Here is a 16,112-nt window from a genome sequence, read left to right as displayed (position 1 = left end):
ATCAATTGAACCGGTAATCTTGCGCGATCTCGTCGCCGAGCTTGGTGTTGTCGCGAATGAAGTTGGCCAGGAATTCGTGCAGGCCCGCGTCGAATATATCCTTGATCGAACCGGCCCTCAGCATCGCCTGCGTTTTTTCCGCCGTTGCGTGGCAGGCATGACGCTCACCGTAATCGTCGCTCAGGAATTTCAGGTGTTCGGACAGGAAGCGGTAGCAGAAGGTCAGCGAACGCGGCATGCGGACATTGAGGATCAGGTAGTCTGCAATGTTGGTCGGCTTGTAGTCGGCATCATAGACCCAGCGATAGGAGCGATGCGCCGACACCGAGCGCAGGATCGATTCCCACTGATAGTTGTCGAGCGTCGAGCCGACCCACGAGATCGACGGCAACAGCACATAGTACTTCACGTCGAGGATGCGCGCCGTGTTGTCGGCGCGCTCGACATAGGTGCCGAGCTGCGAGAAGTCGAAGATCTCGTTGCGCAGCATGGTGCCGTAGAACGAGCCGCGGATCAGCGCCGTCTCGCGCTTGATCGCATCAAGCACGCTTGGCAGGTCGCGCTCGTCGATCGGCCTCGCCAGCATCCGCTTGAGTGACATCCAGGCTTCGTTGATGCTTTCCCAGGTCTCGCGCGTCAGCGCGGTGCGCACCATGCGGGCATTGTTGCGGGCCGTCTCGATCGACGACATCGTGCTCGACGGGTTCGAGGTGTCACGCAGCAGGAAATCGGCGACATCAGCCGCCGTATAGTCCGAATACTTCTGCTTGAAGGCGACATCGGAGCCGGCGCTGAGCAGCACCGAATTCCACTCTTCCGATGCACTCTGGGTGCGGGTCAGCGCCATGCGAAGCCCGGCATCGACCAGCCGCGCCATGTTTTCGGCCCGCTCGATATAGCGGTTCATCCAGTAGAGCCCGTTGGCGGTGCGGCCGAGAAGCATGGGAAGGCCCTTTGGGCTAGTGAGTAGGGAATAGTGAGTAGTCAGCAGTAAATAGTTGAATTTCAATGGAATATGGCATGCGCCTCCCCTCTGCAGCTACTACTCACTACTCACTACTCCCTACTCACTCATTCTCAATCATCCAACACCCACGTATCCTTCGTCCCGCCGCCCTGCGACGAGTTCACAACCAGAGAACCTTCCTTCAGCGCGACGCGCGTCAGGCCACCAGGCACGATCTGGATGCGGTCGGAGACCAGCACATAAGGCCTGAGATCGACATGGCGCGGCGCCAGTCCCTTTTCGGTCAGGATCGGACAGGTCGACAGCGCAAGTGTCGGCTGGGCGATGTAGTTCGAAGGCTTCGCCGCCAGCTTCTTGGCGAAGGCCTCGCATTCCTTCTTGGTCGCCGCCGGGCCGACCAGCATGCCGTAGCCGCCGGAGCCATGCACTTCCTTGATCACCAGTTCGTGGATGTGCTCGAGCACGTATTTCAGGCTGTCCGGCTCCGAACAGCGCCAGGTCGGGATGTTGCCGAGGATTGCCTTGCGGCCGGTGTAGAATTCGACGATCTCGGGCATATAGGAATAGATCGCCTTGTCGTCGGCGATGCCGGTGCCCGGCGCATTGGCGATGGTGATGTTGCCGGCCCGGTAGACATCCATGATGCCGGGTATGCCAAGGGCTGAATCCGGCCGGAAGGTCAGCGGGTCGAGGAAGGAATCATCCACCCGGCGGTAGAGCACGTCGATCTGCTTGTAGCCTTCGGTCGTGCGCATCGCGACATGGCCGTCGACGACCCGCAGATCCTGCCCCTCGACCAGTTGCACGCCCATCTGGTCGGCAAGGAAGGCGTGCTCGAAATAGGCGGAATTGAAACTGCCGGGCGTCAGCACGGCGATGGTCGGCGCGCCCTTGGTGCTCTGCGGCCGAACCGCCGCCAGCGACTGGCGCAGCAATTGCGGGTAGTTCTCGACCGGCCGCACCTTGATCTTCTGGAACAGCTCGGGGAACAGTTGCATCATCGTCTCGCGGTTCTCCAGCATGTAGGAGACACCGGACGGCGTGCGCGCATTGTCCTCCAGCACGTAGAACTCGTCCTCGCTGATGCGCACGATATCGACGCCGATGATGTGGGTATAGACGCCGGCCGGCGGCCGCACCCCGATCATCTCCGGCAGGAAAGCCTCGTTCTTGGCGATCAGGTCCCTCGGAACGCGGCCGGCACGCAGGATTTCCTGGCGGTGGTAGATATCGTCGAGGAAGGCATTCAGCGCCTGCACGCGCTGCTCGATGCCTTGCGTCAGGCGCCGCCACTCATTGCCTGAAATGATGCGTGGAACGATGTCGAATGGGATCAGCCGTTCGGACGCCTCCTGCTCGCCATAGACGGCGAAGGTGATGCCGGTCTTGCGGAAGACGCGTTCGGCGTCCTGCATCTTCTCGGTAAGCCTGGCCGGATCCTGCTCCTTCAGCCAGCGATCATAAGCCGAATACGGTCTTCTCAATCCGGAGACTTCCGGAAGCATTTCATCGAACGCTGCCAATCGCATACTCCCCTGTGACGCCATTTCACTGACGTCGCCGGAGAAAATCAAGCGCAATCGGTGATTTGGGAGATCCGGACGATCAGTATGTTGCGCCTGCCTAAAATTGAGGCAGCCGAAATATGACCTTGATCAGGCTTTGCCTCGTGCCCGGGCAAGTGGGTTCAGCGGCTAGAAGGCGCGGAAGGTGACGACCGTGAAGGTGTCTTTGATTCCGGGGAGAATCTGCACCTTCTCGTTGACGAAATGGCCGACGTCTTCCTCGTCATCGACATAGAATTTGGCGAGCAGGTCGTAATTGCCGGCGGTGGAGTAGATTTCCGATGCAATCTCGGCGTCGGCAAGCGCACTGGCAACCTCATAGGATTTGCCGAGCTCGCATTTGATCTGCACGAAAAACGCCTTCATGGCTTCGTCCCGCTAAACGTCCAAGTCCAAGCGGCCCTTCTGGCAGACTGGAGGCGGCCTTTCAAGCGCTGGAATCTGCACTTAGCCGGCGCGGGCCCTGGCCACGGCCTCGCGCAGCTCCGCAACCGGCATGCCGCGCTTGAACAGCCTGCCGCCAATCACCAGCGCCGGCGTTCCCTGCAGCCTGAAGGCCGTTGCCTGGGCATCGTTGCGCGACAGCAAAGCATCGATCTCCGGCTGGCGGGCAGCGAGACCGGCGCGCGCACCGGCAACATCGACCCCGATCGCGCCGAGAATATCGTCGGTGCGATGCTCGGAAAGCCCACGTTCATTGGCCATCAGCGCATCGACGGCGGCGGAATAATATGGGCCGGCCGACAACGCCATCCGCGCCGCGTCGCGCGAGACATCACCGAAGATCGGCCAGTCCTTCATCACCAGCCGGATGCCATGGTCCTCGGCCATCAGCTTCTTCAATTCGACAAAGACCAGCTTGCAGACCGGACACTGGTAATCGACGAATTCGGCAATGGTCACATCGCCTTGGGGATTGCCAAGTGCCGGTATCGCTGGATCGAAGGCCACTTCCGTGACCGTCGGCGCGATCGTCGCCCAGGCCGGCAGCGGTGCCAGAGCGGCAAGGCTGGCAGCACCTTTCAACAAAAGGCGCCGGTTGACAGGCTGCGCGAACATCATTCGTCCCATGGGTTTGCTCGCTCTCTCCCCCAGGATTCACGATGAGCGCCCCGCCTTAAAGGAAGCTTAAGCATAGGAATCCGCCTCGGCGAGACGAATATTCTCGGCCGCTGAAACCGTGGAGCGCCGTCACGCGTATGTTAGAATGTGTCCTGGAACAGCTTTTCCGGCGGCACCTTTCGAGGGACAGTGGAGACAGGCCATGCGCCGCGCCTTTTTCGCATTCGCGTTCGTCATGCTGGCGTCGTCGGCGTTTGCCGGCGATGCCGAGGTCAAGGCCGGCCAGGCTGTCATTGACGGCCAGTTGAAGGCCCTCCTCGCCGATGACGGCGCCAAGGCCTACAGCTTCGCCGCCCCGAATGTGAAGCAGGTGTTCCCAACCGTCGATGCCTTCATGAACATGGTGACCAATGGCTACCCGCCGGTGCGCAAGCCACAGTCCTATGCCTTCGGCAAGGTCGAGCAGATTGGCCCGGGCTCGATTGTCCAGCAGGTGCTGATCGTCGGCCCCGACGGCAAGGATTATGAGGCTGTCTATACGCTGCAGCAGCAGCCCGACGGCACATTCCAGATCACCGGATGCAGCCTGCGGGCGTCGAACTCGCTCAGCACCTGAGTACTTTTTGTTTGAGCATGATCTCTGGACAAACGGAAACCGTTTGTCCGAGAAAACCGGTTTCCACTTTTCGGGATCATGCTCTACAGGAAGGGGATATCGCCCCTCGCCCAGCCTTCGGTGATTTCACCCCCACGCGCGTCGAAGCTGCCGGTCTCGATAGCAGCGCGAATGTCCTGCATCAGCTTCTGGTAGTAAGAAAGATTGTTCCAGGTCAGGAGCATGGCGCCCAGCGCCTCCTGCGAGCGCACGAGATGGTGCAGATAGGCGCGCGAATAATCCCGTGCTGCCGGGCAGTCGCTTTCCTCGTCGAGCGGGCGCGGATCGTCGGCGTGGCGGGCGTTGCGCAGATTGACCTTGCCGCGCCTGGTGTAGGCAAGGCCATGCCGGCCGGCCCGCGTCGGCATCACGCAGTCGAACATGTCGATGCCGCGCGCCACCGATTTCAGGATATCGTCGGGCGTGCCGACACCCATGAGATAGCGCGGCTTGTTGTCAGGCAGTACGGGACAGGTGATGTCGAGCATTTCGAGCATGACCGCTTGCGGCTCGCCGACGGCCAGCCCGCCGACCGCATAGCCCTTCAGCTCCATCGCGCTCAACGCCTGCGCCGAACGCACCCTCAGAGCCGCGTTGTCGCCGCCCTGCACGATGCCGAACATCGCCTTGCCCGGCTGGTCGCCAAACGCCGTCTTGCAGCGCTCGGCCCAGCGCAGCGACAGCTCCATCGCGCGCTCGATTTCCTTCAACTCGGCCGGCAGCGCCGTGCATTCGTCGAGCTGCATCTGGATGTCGGAATCGAGCAGACCCTGGATCTCGATCGAACGCTCTGGTGACATCTCGTAGGCGGCGCCATCGATATGCGAGCGGAAGGTGACGCCCTTCTCGGTCAATTTCCTGAGCTTCGACAGCGACATCACCTGAAACCCGCCGCTGTCGGTCAGGATCGGATGCGGCCAGCGGGCGAATTCGTGCAAACCGCCAAGCCGCGCCACACGCTCGGCGCCTGGACGCAGCATCAGGTGATAGGTGTTGCCCAAGATGATGTCGGCACCGACACCGCGCACCTGGTCCATATACATCGTCTTGACGGTGCCGCCGGTGCCGACCGGCATGAAGGCGGGCGTGCGGATTTCACCGCGCGGCATGTCGATCACACCGCGCCGCGCCTTGCCGTCGGTGGCGAGGACCTTGAAGCTGAACGGCTTAGCCATTGAATTCCTTGTCGTGGATCGGCGCGTCAGACGCCTGTCTGTCGAGCGACTGGCGGTATTGCACGCAGCCGCGCATGAATTTGGGCCAGGGCGGCACGGCGATCGATGGCTCGATCTTTTCCGGCAGCAGGTCCCACAAATCGGGGTGATGCCAGCAGAGATCATGGCCCGACATGTCGCGATGCGCGCGAATACCGGCGCGCAGCTTTTTCACTTCCGCAATCAGGCTTTCACGGTCAAGGGTCTGCAGATCATCGTCCATCGCTCATCTCCGCTCGATACAGCAGGCTTGCGTCTCCATAGGAGTAGAACCTGTACCGGTTCGCAATGGCATGCGCATAGGCGGCACGCATCGTGTCGAGGCCGCTGAAGGCCGAAACCAGCATGAACAGGGTCGAGCGCGGCAGATGGAAATTGGTCATCAGCATATCGGCGGTGCGAAAGCGGTAGCCGGGCGTGATGAAGATATCGGTCGGGCCGGACCACGCAGGCACTGTACCGTCCTCGCGCGCGGCACTCTCCAGCAGGCGCAATGACGTCGTGCCGACAGCAATGACGCGCCCGCCCCTCGCCTTCGCTGCATTCAAGGCATCGGCAGTCGCCGCGCTGACCGAGCCGATCTCGGCATGCATCTTGTGGTCGGCGGTGTCGTCCGCCTTGACCGGCAGGAACGTGCCGGCGCCGACATGCAAGGTGACGAAGTGGCGTTCGACACCCCTGGCGTCGAGAGCCGCAAAAAGCTCCGGTGTGAAATGCAGGCCAGCGGTGGGTGCGGCAACCGCTCCTTCCTCTCTGGCATAGATGGTCTGGTAGTCGGCCCGGTCGCGCTCGTCATCATCACGCTTCGAGGCGATATAGGGGGGCAGCGGAATGTGCCCGACGGCGTGCAGTGCTTCGTCGAGGAAAGGCCCCGACAGGTCGAAGCCAAGCAGCGCCTCGCCGCCCTCGCCCTTCTCGATCACGGTGGCGTCGAGCTGGCCGAGGAAGCAGGAATTGCCGTCATGGCCGAAATGGATGCGGTCGCCGGCGGCGATGCGCTTGCCTGGTCGCATGAAGGCCAACCAACGGTCTGGTGCCACGCGCATGTGCAGCGTCGCTTCGACCTGCGCCTGTGCTTCGCCGCGCCGCCGGATGCCTTTCAGCTGCGCCGGAATGACCTTGGTGTCGTTGAAGACCAGCACGTCGCCGGCTCGGAGCAGGGACGGCAGGTCGTCAACCCTGCGGTCGTCGAGTGCCTCGCCCGGTTTGACCACCAGCATCTTGGCACTGTCGCGCGGCTCTGCCGGGCGAAGCGCGATACGCTCCTCCGGCAGGTCGAAGTCAAAGAGATCGACGCGCATCAGTCGAGCCGGACGAGCAGCGCTCCGGCCAAGAGCAGCACCGCACCGGCAACGCGGCCGAGCGAGATTTCACGAACCGCGACGCCGAGGAAGCCGATGCGGTCGATGAGCATGCCGGCCAGCAATTGGCCAGCCACCAGGAACGCCATCAGCGCGGTAGCACCGATGCGTGGCGTCAGGATTGTGGAGAGCGTGACATAGAAGCCGCCGAGCATGCCGCCGGCAACGAACAGCCAGGGCGCCGGCGCCTTCCAGTCGAGGGTGATGCCTTGCAGCTTCACCACTGCAACGGAGATGATACCAAGCACGACCGCGCCCGACAGGAACGAAAACGCAGCCGCCGCGACCGGAAGTCCCAGGCCGCGCGCCAGCTGCGAATTGATCGGGGCCTGAATGGCAATGAAGGCGCCGGACAGGATGCCGAGAAGCGACCAGACGACGCCCATCATTGTCGTTTCGCCTTACTTGACGTCTGCCGCGACCTTCAGCGACACGATCTTGTCGGGGTCGACCACCGGCTCGCCGCGCTTGATCTTGTCGACATTGTCCATGCCTTCGATGACCTGGCCCCAGACCGTGTACTGGCGGTTGAGGAAGGCGGCATCGTCGAAGCAGATGAAGAACTGCGAATTGGCCGAGTTCGGGTTCTGCGAACGGGCCATCGAGCAGGTGCCGCGGCCATGGTTGGCATTGGAGAATTCAGCCTTCAGGTCCGGCTTTTCAGAGCCGCCCATGCCCGCGCGGGACGGGGCAAATGTGGGCTTGCTCGAATTGCCGAACTTGACGTCGCCGGTCTGCGCCATGAAGCCGTCGATGACGCGATGGAAGACCACGCCGTCATAGGCGCCTTCCCTGGCCAGTTCCTTGATGCGGGCGACATGGCCGGGGGCCAAATCGGGGAAAAGTTCGATGACGACCTTGCCCTTGGTCGTTTCCAGGATGAGCGCGTTCTCGCGGTCCTTGATCTCAGCCATGTCAGATATCCTTTTTCTCAAAAACAGAATTATTTGTCGGCGGCGATGCGCACTTTGATCATCCGGTCAGGGTCGGAGACCGTACCGTTGTCCGCCTCGTCACCCTTCTTGATCTTGTCAACCAGCTCCATGCCGCTGACGACATTGCCGACGATGGTGTACTGGCCATCGAGCGGCGGCGCCGGCGCGAACATGATGAAGAATTGCGAATTGGCGGAGTTCGGATCCTGCGAGCGGGCCATGCCGACCACGCCGCGCTTGTAGTGCTCGGTCTGCGAGAATTCGGCCGGCAGGTCGGGCAGGTCGGAACCGCCGGTGCCGACGGCCTGGGCGTTGAAACCCTTCTTCATGTTGCCGAACTTGACGTCGCCGGTCTGCGCCATGAAACCGTCGATGACACGGTGGAAAGCGACATTGTCATAGGCATGGTCACGCACGAGCTTCTTGATCTGAGCGACATGCTTGGGCGCCAGATCGGGCCGCAGAGCGATGGTGACGTCACCGTCCTTCAACGTGATGATCATGGTGTTTTCCGGATCAGCGGCATAGGCCGAGACCGATGCGGTCACGAGACCGGCAAGCACGACGAGGAACGAGGCAAGCTTTTTCAGCTGCATAAAAGGTCTCCGAAATTTCTATTTCGCGAATTTGGCGGTGAGCGCACCGGCAACAGCGGCCGGCACGAAGGGGCGGATGTCGCCTCCCATCGAGGCTATCTGGCGCACAAGTGTGGCGGTAATGGTGCGCACCGAAGGGCTGGCGGGCAGAAAAACCGTCTGCAGCTCTGGCGCCATGGTCTCGTTCATGCCGGCCATCTGCATTTCGTAATCGAGATCGGTGCCATCGCGCAGGCCGCGGATCACGATCGAGGCGCCTTGCCTCCTGGCGGCATCGATGACCAGTCCATCGAAGGCAACGACCTTTATGCGGGCGCCATCGCGGCCGAATTCGGCCTTGGTCGCGACCTCGATCAGCTTCACCCGCTCCTCGAACGAAAACAGCGGCTTCTTGCCCGGATGAATGCCGATCGCGGCATAGACGATATCGGCAACCGCCAGCGATGCCTTCAGCACATCGAGATGGCCGTTGGTCAGCGGGTCGAAGGAGCCGGCATAAAGGGCGGTGCGTTCAGTCATGGCAGGGTGCTTCTAGCGAGCCTCTCTCGCAAAGGCAAATCCGATTGGCGCGAAGGCCGTGAACCTTTTCCAGCACATGAACGACAGATGAACACGCTGATCACGAAGCCTTCACGCAGCGTTCACTAGGTTGCACCTTAATAAGATGAAACCAAAATCCCATATATCCGTTGTAAGGCGCAGGAGAACACGCACATGCTGATCTACATGCTCGCCACCGCAATGACCGTCGCCATGCTGATCGCCACAGTATTCGGGCTGCATCAGGAGGCACAGCGCGTCCGCGTCAGGGCAACCACCAAGCGGTTCGAAGGCTTCGGCCCTCGCAAGCCGTATCGTCACTACTAAAGTCAGTCCAGACTTGCTGCCGCGCCGGCCAATGGGCCGGCGTTGCTATGTCAAAACCTGGTCCAGGACTTACTCAGCGCTATTCGGACCAGAATCAGTCTCGGGAGCAGACTCGGTACCGCCCTCGACGATCTCTTCGCTTTCCTCGTCAGCTTGCGGCTCAGAAATCCGCTCGACCGAAACCACCTTTTCACCCTCAGCCGTATTGAAGATGGTCACGCCCTTGGTGGCGCGGCTGGCGAAACGGATGCCGTTGACCGGAACCCGGATAACCGTGCCACCGTCCGACACTAGCATGATCTGGTCGTCATTGCCGACCGGGAAGGTCGCCACCAGTTGACCGATCTCGGCCGTCTTCGACACATCGGTGGCGCGAATACCCTTGCCACCGCGTCCGGTCAGGCGGAAATCATAGGACGAAGAGCGCTTGCCGTAGCCATATTCGGTCACCGTCAGCACGTACTGCTCATGTGCCTTGAGGAACTCGTAGCGCTCGTCGGAAAGCTCCGTCTCCTCACCGACTTCTTCGTTGGTCAGCGCGATCTCTTCCTCTTCACCGGCGGCGATGCCGGCGGCAGCCCGCCGTTCGGCTGCGGCTCGCTTGAGATAGGCGGCGCGTTCGGCCGGCGGCGCGTCGACATTCTCGATCACCGACATCGAGATGATGCGGTCGGTCTCGGCCATGGTGATGCCGCGCACGCCGACCGAGTTGCGACTCTGGAAGACGCGCACGTCGCCGACGGAGAAGCGGATGCACTGGCCGGAACTGGCGGTCAAAAGCACGTCGTCATTGTCGGTGCAGGTCTCGACGCCGAGGATCTCGTCGCCCTCCTCCTCCAGCTTCATGGCGATTTTGCCATTGCGGTTGACCTGGACGAAGTCGGACAGCTTGTTGCGGCGCACCGTGCCGCGCGTGGTGGCGAACATCACGTCGAGCTCGCCCCAGCTGGTCTCGTCCTCGGGCAGCGGCATGATGGTGGTGATGCGCTCGCCCTGCTCCAGCGGCAGCATGTTGATCAGCGCCTTGCCGCGTGACTGCGGATTGCCGATCGGCAGCCGCCAGACCTTTTCCTTGTAGACGATGCCGCGCGAGGAGAAGAACAGCACCGGCGTGTGGGTATTGGCCACGAACAGCCGGGTGACGAAATCCTCTTCCTTGGTCGACATGCCGGAGCGGCCCTTGCCACCGCGGCGCTGCGCCCGGTAGAGCGACAGCGGCACGCGCTTGATGTAGCCGGAATGGCTCACCGTCACGACCATGTCCTCGCGCTGGATCAGGTCCTCGTCTTCCATGTCCGCGCCGCCGTCGGTGAGTTCGGTGCGGCGTGGGGTGCCGAATTCGTCGCGCACGGCGGCGAGTTCGTCCTTGACGATCTGCTGGACGCGCGCGCGCGACGACAGGATGTCGAGGTAGTCCTTGATCTCGTCGCCGATCGTGTTCAACTCGTCGGCGATTTCGTCGCGGCCGAGCGCGGTGAGGCGCTGCAGGCGCAGTTCGAGGATGGCGCGCGCCTGTTCCTCGGACAGGTTGTAGGTGCCGTCCTCGTTGATGCGGTGGCGCGGATCGTCGATCAAAAGGATCAGCGATTCGACATCGCCGGACGGCCAGCGCCGCTCCATCAACTGCTCGCGCGCCGTCTGCGGGTCGGGCGCGGTGCGGATCAGCTTGATCACCTCATCGATATTGGCGACGGCGATGGCGAGACCCACCAGCACATGGGCGCGGTCGCGCGCCTTGCGCAGCAGGAATTTCGTCCGCCTTGTGATCACCTCTTCGCGGAAGGAGACGAACGCCTTCAGCATGTCGGTCAGGTTCATCACTTCCGGCTTGCCGCCATTCAGCGCCACCATATTGGCGCCAAAAGAAGTCTGCAGCGGCGTGAAGCGGTAAAGCTGGTTGAGGATGACGTCGGCGACGGCATCGCGCTTCAGTTCGATGACGACGCGATAACCCTGACGATCGCTTTCGTCGCGGATGTCGGAAATGCCTTCGATGCGCTTGTCGCGCACCAGTTCGGCCATCTTCTCGATCATCGAGGCCTTGTTCACCTGGTAGGGAACCTCGGTGATGATGATCGATTCACGGTCATTGCCGCGCTGTTCGATGTTGACCTTGCCGCGCATGACGATCGAGCCACGGCCGGTCGAATAGGCGCTGTAGATGCCGGAGCGGCCAAGCACGATGCCGCCGGTCGGGAAATCCGGACCCGGAATGATCTCCATCAGCGCCGGCAGGTCGATCGCCGGATTGTCGATGACGGCAATGGCGCCGTTGCAGACTTCGCCCAGATTGTGCGGCGGGATGTTGGTGGCCATGCCGACGGCGATGCCGCCGGAGCCATTGACCAGCAGATTGGGGAAGCGCGCCGGCAGAACCTTGGGTTCGGTGTCCGAGGCATCATAAGTGTCCTGGAAATCGACCGTATCCTTGTCGATATCCTCCAAAAGCTCATGCGCGACCTTGGTCAGCCGCGACTCGGTGTAGCGCATCGCCGCCGGCGGATCGCCGTCGATCGAGCCGAAATTGCCCTGCCCGTCGATCAGCGGCACGCGCAGCGACCAGTCCTGCGCCATGCGCACCAAGGCGTCATAGATCGAGGCGTCGCCATGCGGATGGTATTTACCCATCACGTCGGCGACCGGGCGCGCCGACTTCACATATTTGCGGTTCCAGTGGTAGCCGCTCTCATGCGCCGCATAGAGAATGCGGCGATGCACCGGCTTCAGGCCATCGCGCACGTCCGGCAGCGCACGGCTGACGATCACGCTCATGGCGTAAGAGAGATAGGAGCTCTGCATCTCCTCGATGATGGAGATCGGCTCGATGCCGGTGGGGCCGCCGTCGGCGCCGCGCGGTGTCTTTTGGTCGGTCAAATCGGATCACAATCTAATCAGGAATCACTGACCGCTTATATAGGAAGCACGGCCGAAACTCCAATGTTCGCGGCACTTTTCCAGTGTCATTTTTGGTGGTAATTTCAAAAGGATACCGCTGATTGCGACGATATGGCCATCACGCTTTTCGCCGCCACCAAGGCAAAAGCCGGCAATGGACCAAATTCCCCAGGCAAAAGCCGCGAGCATCGTGAATTGGCGCTCGTGGCTGCCCTTGCGGGCGTTGAGCGGCTGGCAGCCCCGGGATCTCAATGGTGACCTGATCGCCGGTCTGACACTGGCGGCGATCGCCATTCCCGAGCAGATGGCAACGGCCCGACTCGGCGGCTTTGCTCCGGAGGTCGGCTTCTTCGCTTTTGTTGCCGGTTCGGTGGCGTTCGCCCTGTTTGGTGCCAATCGCCATCTCTCGGCCGGTGCGGATTCGACCATCACGCCGCTGTTCGCCGGCAGCTTGGCGCTGCTTGCCACATCCGGCTCGCCGCATTATCTGGCGCTGGCGGCCATGCTGGCATTGATGGTCGGGCTGATCGTGACGCTCAGCGGCGTCTTTCGCCTCGGCTGGATCGCCGATCTCTTATCGGTTCCGGTTACGACAGGCTTCCTGGCCGGCATTGCCGTCCACATCATTGTTTCGCAAATGCCCGGACTGCTTGGCCTGCCTTCCGAAAGCGGCGAAACCTTGCGACGTATCAGTGAGATCGCCGGCAGTCTCCACCTGACCAACCCCTGGAGCCTCGGGCTCGGCCTCGGCGTGTTCGCGATCGTGTTCTGTTCGGAATGGATCAGCGCCCGCATCCCCGGCGCCTTGATCGGCATGGTGCTTGCCACGCTTGCTGTCGTCGTCTTCGGCCTCAGGGATCGCGGCGTCGAAGTGCTCGGCGCCTTGCCAAACGGCCTGCCGCGAGCCTACCTGCCGGAGGCCGGCCTCGATGACGTGCAGGCGCTGGTTCCGCTGGCGTTGCTGATTTCGATCGTCGTCATGGTTCAGACGGCGGCGACCTCGCGCTCCTTCGTGCCGCAACAGGGCGACCCCGATGTCAACCGCGACTTCGTCGGCGTTGGCGCCGGCAGCATTGCGGCCGGACTGTTGGGCGCCTTTGCCGTCAATGCCAGCCCGCCGCGCACCGCAATCGTCTCCCAGTCGGGCGGCCGCTCGCAACTGTCCGGTCTCATTGCCGCGGCCATCGTGCTGGCGCTCGGCGCCTTTGGCGGCGGTCTGCTCGCCAATGTTCCGCAGGCCGCCCTTGCCGGTGTTCTGATGTTCGTTGCCCAGCACATTCTGCGCTGGAAGGTATTCGCCAGTGTCTACCAGCAGGCGCCTGTCGAATTCATGTTGATCCTGGTCACCATGGCGGCAATCGTCGTGCTGCCGATCGAGACCGGCGTGGCGGTGGGCATCGGCCTGTCGCTGCTGCACGGGATCTGGAGCGCGACCCGCACGCTGCCGATCGAGCTCGAACAGGTACCAGGCACTTCTGTGTGGTGGCCGCCGGGCAAGCCAACAGCCGGCGAACAACTCCCAGGCGTGCTGGTGGCGGCCTTTCAGGCGCCGTTGTCCTTCGTCAATGCCGACCGCTTCAAGCGCGGGCTTTGCGATCTCATCGACGCCAGGAACGAAACCGTGAAACTGGTCGTGCTGGAGGCCAGCAACATCGTCGAAATCGATTACACCGCCGCGCAGGCCCTGATCGACACCATCCTTCATTGCCGCAAGGCAGGCGCAGTCTTTGCCATAGCGCGGCTGGAATCGCTGCGTGCACAGGCGGCTCTGGCGCGGTTCGGCATTGCCGACCTCATCGGCCCGCAGCGGATCTTTCACAGTGTCGATGCCGCGATTAAATCACTTGGTCCCGGGAAACAGCAGCAGCAAGAACAGGATGGAGTGCCATGATTGACCCCCGAGAACCCATTGTCACGCCGGTTCCCGTCGAGCAACTGAGGCCGACGCAGATAACGGTCGGCATGAGAGAAGTTGCGTTGAAGCGCCAGATGATCCGGGAGCAGGACGCCAGGAAGAAGACCGGCGCTTTTCTCGGCAAACACATGGTGCCGGTCGTATTGGGTCCCAAAAATCGCAACTACGTCACCGATCACCATCACCTCGCTCGCGCCCTGCTCGACGAAGGTGTCAAGGACGTGCTTGTGACCGTGATCAGCGACCTGTCCGCGCTCGACAAGGACGCGTTTCTTTTCGTGCTCGATAACAGAGGCTGGATGCACCCGTTCGATGAGAACGGCCGGCGCCGCGATTACTCGGCAATTCCGAAGACAATCGGCGAGCTGATCGATGATCCTTACCGGAGCATGGCGGGCGAACTGCGCCGGATGGGCGGCTTTGCCAAGGACACGACGCCGTTCAGCGAATTCATCTGGGCGGATTTTCTGCGCCGGCGCATCGACCGCAATGCGATTGCGAAGAACTTCGACAAGGCGATGAAAGAGGCACTGACGCTCGCCAAGGGCAAGAACGCGGACTATCTGCCGGGCTGGTGCGGACCGACCTCGGATTGAGCCTGTCTCTGTCGAGGCACACGCATGCCGAGGCCACTTGATCGGCGAGCGCGATAATCGCCTGGCGTCTCGCCCATGACGCGTCGAAACCGGCGGTTGAACGTCGACAGATCGTTGAAGCCAGCCTCGAACGCGATCGCCGAGATCGCATCGTCCGACAGGCGCAACCGCACCGCTGCCCGGTGCAACCGGGTCTTGAGCAGGAACTGGTAGGGCGTCATGCCGGCGACCTGCCGGAAAATGCGCAGGAAATGATAGGGGCTGGTCGCCGTCTCATCCGCCAGTGCCGACAGCGAAACCGGCCCGTCGGCATCCAGTTCGATCCGCCGCACCGCTTCCGCCACACGCTTCTGATCGCGACGGCTCGGCGCGCGCCTGGCAGGCGCAGCGCCGCAAACCGTGGCCATGGCCGCACCCGCAATGCGCAGGGAAAGTTCCTCGAAAGCATCCTTGTCAGCCATTTCGCGCGCGGCTTCCGCTTCTGCCAGCAGCGACGCCAGGGCCGGCAAGGGCGGCAGGCGCGGCGCCTCGAAGGTGAGCGTCCTGGCGCCCGGCACGCCGGCGACAATCCGTTCCATGTAGGCCGGTCCAAAATGAAACGAGAGGCAACGGTCGCCGCTGCCATGCTCGTGCCCGCATTCGTAGCAGGTGCCGGAATTGCCGAGCAGGAGCGCGCCCGGCGCCAGCATCACCGTACCTTGCTGCGCGCGGTAACGGAACGTGCCGCTGGTCACCGCAGCAATGCAGAAATCCTGGTGGGCCTCCTCGAACGGCCGGTCGCCCGCACCGGCCGTGCAGATCACATCCGCCACGTGCCAGCCGGATCCAGATGCGAGAGTGCGGGTCGTCGCTGTCATAGCCGAAATATAGCAATTTTTCCCAAGCCCAGAACCCCGTCAGCGCCTACTCCTCCCGGTCTCCTGACAGAAAGAGATCGCCGCCATGTTCGACCCCTTTGCCGAAGCCTTGCACAGTCCCGGACCGATCGGCGGGCTTGCTGAAAAACTGAACCTTTACGGCCGCTTCGTCGGCGCTTGGACTTTCGACGCCTCGCGCCACCTTGAGGATGGCACCGTGCTGACCGGGCGTGGCGAGGTGCATTTCGGCTGGGTGCTGGAAGGCCGCGCCATCCAGGACGTGTGGATCCTACCCGCGCGGAACGCAGGTGACCAGCCTTCCCTGGGCAAATGGACTTTCTACGGAACGACGCTGCGGGTCTATGATCCCGGCGCGGACGCCTGGCACATTTTCTGGAGCGATCCGCGCAACCAGTACTTCAGCCGCCAGCTCGGCCGCGCCGAGGGCGACACCATCGTGCAGGTCGGCGCAGACGGCACCGGCTCTTCGGTGCGCTGGAGTTTTTCGCGGATCACCGAAAATTCTTTCCGCTGGCTCGGCGAGCGCTCGCACGACAATGGCGCGACATGGCGGCTCGAAGTCGAGTTCCTGGCGCGGCGAGCGACAACAGCGTGATGCAGCAACCC

General features: G+C 62.3%; 18 protein-coding genes. 5 read left to right on the top strand and 13 right to left on the bottom strand.

Features of this window, described 5'->3' with window-relative positions:
* Position 1: 1 nt before the first annotated feature.
* The 4 genes from DBIPINDM_RS35520 to DBIPINDM_RS35505 form a co-directional block, all read right to left on the bottom strand.
* On the bottom strand, positions 2 to 943 hold the full coding sequence (locus tag DBIPINDM_RS35520) for an alpha-E domain-containing protein (RefSeq protein ID WP_258583605.1): 942 nt from the start codon (positions 941 to 943) through the stop codon (positions 2 to 4).
* Positions 944 to 1,077: 134 nt separating this feature from the next.
* Positions 1,078 to 2,490 (bottom strand): circularly permuted type 2 ATP-grasp protein, encoded by a 1,413-nt coding sequence (locus tag DBIPINDM_RS35515; RefSeq protein ID WP_258583604.1) that lies wholly within the window; start codon positions 2,488 to 2,490, stop codon positions 1,078 to 1,080.
* Between the two features lie 171 nt (positions 2,491 to 2,661).
* Positions 2,662 to 2,898: an Lrp/AsnC family transcriptional regulator gene (locus tag DBIPINDM_RS35510; protein WP_010909609.1), complete on the bottom strand. Its 237-nt coding sequence runs from the start codon at positions 2,896 to 2,898 to the stop codon at positions 2,662 to 2,664.
* A gap of 81 nt (positions 2,899 to 2,979) precedes the next feature.
* Positions 2,980 to 3,591, bottom strand: coding sequence for a DsbA family protein (locus tag DBIPINDM_RS35505; RefSeq protein ID WP_258583603.1), 612 nt, complete (start codon positions 3,589 to 3,591; stop codon positions 2,980 to 2,982).
* Positions 3,592 to 3,796: 205 nt separating this feature from the next.
* Here DBIPINDM_RS35505 and DBIPINDM_RS35500 point away from each other — a divergent pair, with 205 nt between their 5' ends.
* The gene (locus DBIPINDM_RS35500) at positions 3,797 to 4,210 is read left to right on the top strand and encodes a DUF4864 domain-containing protein (protein WP_258583602.1); all 414 of its coding nucleotides are present in this window, start codon (positions 3,797 to 3,799) and stop codon (positions 4,208 to 4,210) included.
* Positions 4,211 to 4,293: 83 nt separating this feature from the next.
* Here the strand turns inward: DBIPINDM_RS35500 and tgt are convergent, their stop codons facing one another.
* From tgt to coaD, 7 genes are all read right to left on the bottom strand, one after another.
* Entirely contained in the window at positions 4,294 to 5,424 is a 1,131-nt protein-coding gene (gene tgt, locus DBIPINDM_RS35495) for a tRNA guanosine(34) transglycosylase Tgt (protein WP_258583601.1), read from the bottom strand.
* Positions 5,417 to 5,686, bottom strand: a complete 270-nt coding sequence (locus DBIPINDM_RS35490) for a hypothetical protein (protein ID WP_258583600.1) — start codon at positions 5,684 to 5,686, stop codon at positions 5,417 to 5,419. The genes tgt and DBIPINDM_RS35490 overlap by 8 nt, the downstream gene beginning before the upstream one ends.
* Complete coding sequence (gene queA, locus DBIPINDM_RS35485) at positions 5,676 to 6,764, bottom strand: tRNA preQ1(34) S-adenosylmethionine ribosyltransferase-isomerase QueA (protein WP_258583599.1); 1,089 nt, start codon at positions 6,762 to 6,764, stop codon at positions 5,676 to 5,678. Before queA ends, DBIPINDM_RS35490 begins: the two co-directional genes overlap by 11 nt.
* The gene (locus tag DBIPINDM_RS35480) at positions 6,764 to 7,213 is read right to left on the bottom strand and encodes a DMT family transporter (protein ID WP_258583598.1); all 450 of its coding nucleotides are present in this window, start codon (positions 7,211 to 7,213) and stop codon (positions 6,764 to 6,766) included. Before DBIPINDM_RS35480 ends, queA begins: the two co-directional genes overlap by 1 nt.
* A gap of 12 nt (positions 7,214 to 7,225) precedes the next feature.
* On the bottom strand, positions 7,226 to 7,738 hold the full coding sequence (locus DBIPINDM_RS35475) for a peptidylprolyl isomerase (RefSeq protein ID WP_027029099.1): 513 nt from the start codon (positions 7,736 to 7,738) through the stop codon (positions 7,226 to 7,228).
* A gap of 29 nt (positions 7,739 to 7,767) precedes the next feature.
* Positions 7,768 to 8,262 carry a peptidylprolyl isomerase gene (locus DBIPINDM_RS35470; protein ID WP_244277616.1) on the bottom strand — a complete coding sequence of 165 codons (495 nt, stop codon included), beginning with the start codon at positions 8,260 to 8,262 and terminating at the stop codon, positions 7,768 to 7,770.
* A 111-nt stretch (positions 8,263 to 8,373) separates the two neighbouring features.
* Positions 8,374 to 8,874: a pantetheine-phosphate adenylyltransferase gene (coaD, locus tag DBIPINDM_RS35465; RefSeq protein WP_258583597.1), complete on the bottom strand. Its 501-nt coding sequence runs from the start codon at positions 8,872 to 8,874 to the stop codon at positions 8,374 to 8,376.
* Between the two features lie 195 nt (positions 8,875 to 9,069).
* Between coaD and DBIPINDM_RS35460 the strand changes: the two genes are divergently transcribed.
* Entirely contained in the window at positions 9,070 to 9,222 is a 153-nt protein-coding gene (locus DBIPINDM_RS35460; protein WP_013895297.1) for a hypothetical protein, read from the top strand.
* A gap of 69 nt (positions 9,223 to 9,291) precedes the next feature.
* On the opposite strand, the gene gyrA is transcribed toward DBIPINDM_RS35460, so the two are convergent.
* On the bottom strand, positions 9,292 to 12,096 hold the full coding sequence (gene gyrA, locus DBIPINDM_RS35455; protein WP_258583595.1) for a DNA gyrase subunit A: 2,805 nt from the start codon (positions 12,094 to 12,096) through the stop codon (positions 9,292 to 9,294).
* Positions 12,097 to 12,271: 175 nt separating this feature from the next.
* Between gyrA and DBIPINDM_RS35450 the strand changes: the two genes are divergently transcribed.
* On the top strand, positions 12,272 to 14,008 hold the full coding sequence (locus DBIPINDM_RS35450; protein ID WP_258583594.1) for a SulP family inorganic anion transporter: 1,737 nt from the start codon (positions 12,272 to 12,274) through the stop codon (positions 14,006 to 14,008).
* Positions 14,005 to 14,628, top strand: coding sequence for a ParB-like protein (locus tag DBIPINDM_RS35445; RefSeq protein ID WP_258583593.1), 624 nt, complete (start codon positions 14,005 to 14,007; stop codon positions 14,626 to 14,628). The genes DBIPINDM_RS35450 and DBIPINDM_RS35445 overlap by 4 nt, the downstream gene beginning before the upstream one ends.
* Here the strand turns inward: DBIPINDM_RS35445 and DBIPINDM_RS35440 are convergent.
* Positions 14,592 to 15,485: a helix-turn-helix transcriptional regulator gene (locus tag DBIPINDM_RS35440; RefSeq protein ID WP_258583592.1), complete on the bottom strand. Its 894-nt coding sequence runs from the start codon at positions 15,483 to 15,485 to the stop codon at positions 14,592 to 14,594. The genes DBIPINDM_RS35445 and DBIPINDM_RS35440 overlap by 37 nt on opposite strands.
* Positions 15,486 to 15,570: 85 nt before the next feature.
* On the opposite strand from DBIPINDM_RS35440, the gene DBIPINDM_RS35435 reads away from it, so the two are divergent.
* A complete protein-coding gene (locus DBIPINDM_RS35435; RefSeq protein ID WP_258583591.1) occupies positions 15,571 to 16,101 on the top strand; it encodes a hypothetical protein in 531 nt (176 codons plus the stop codon).
* Positions 16,102 to 16,112: the final 11 nt, after the last annotated feature.

The sequence above is a fragment of the Mesorhizobium sp. AR02 genome (genome assembly GCF_024746835.1).
Taxonomy (GTDB): Bacteria; Pseudomonadota; Alphaproteobacteria; order Rhizobiales; family Rhizobiaceae; genus Mesorhizobium.
This window is presented reverse-complemented; position numbering and strand designations above follow the sequence as displayed.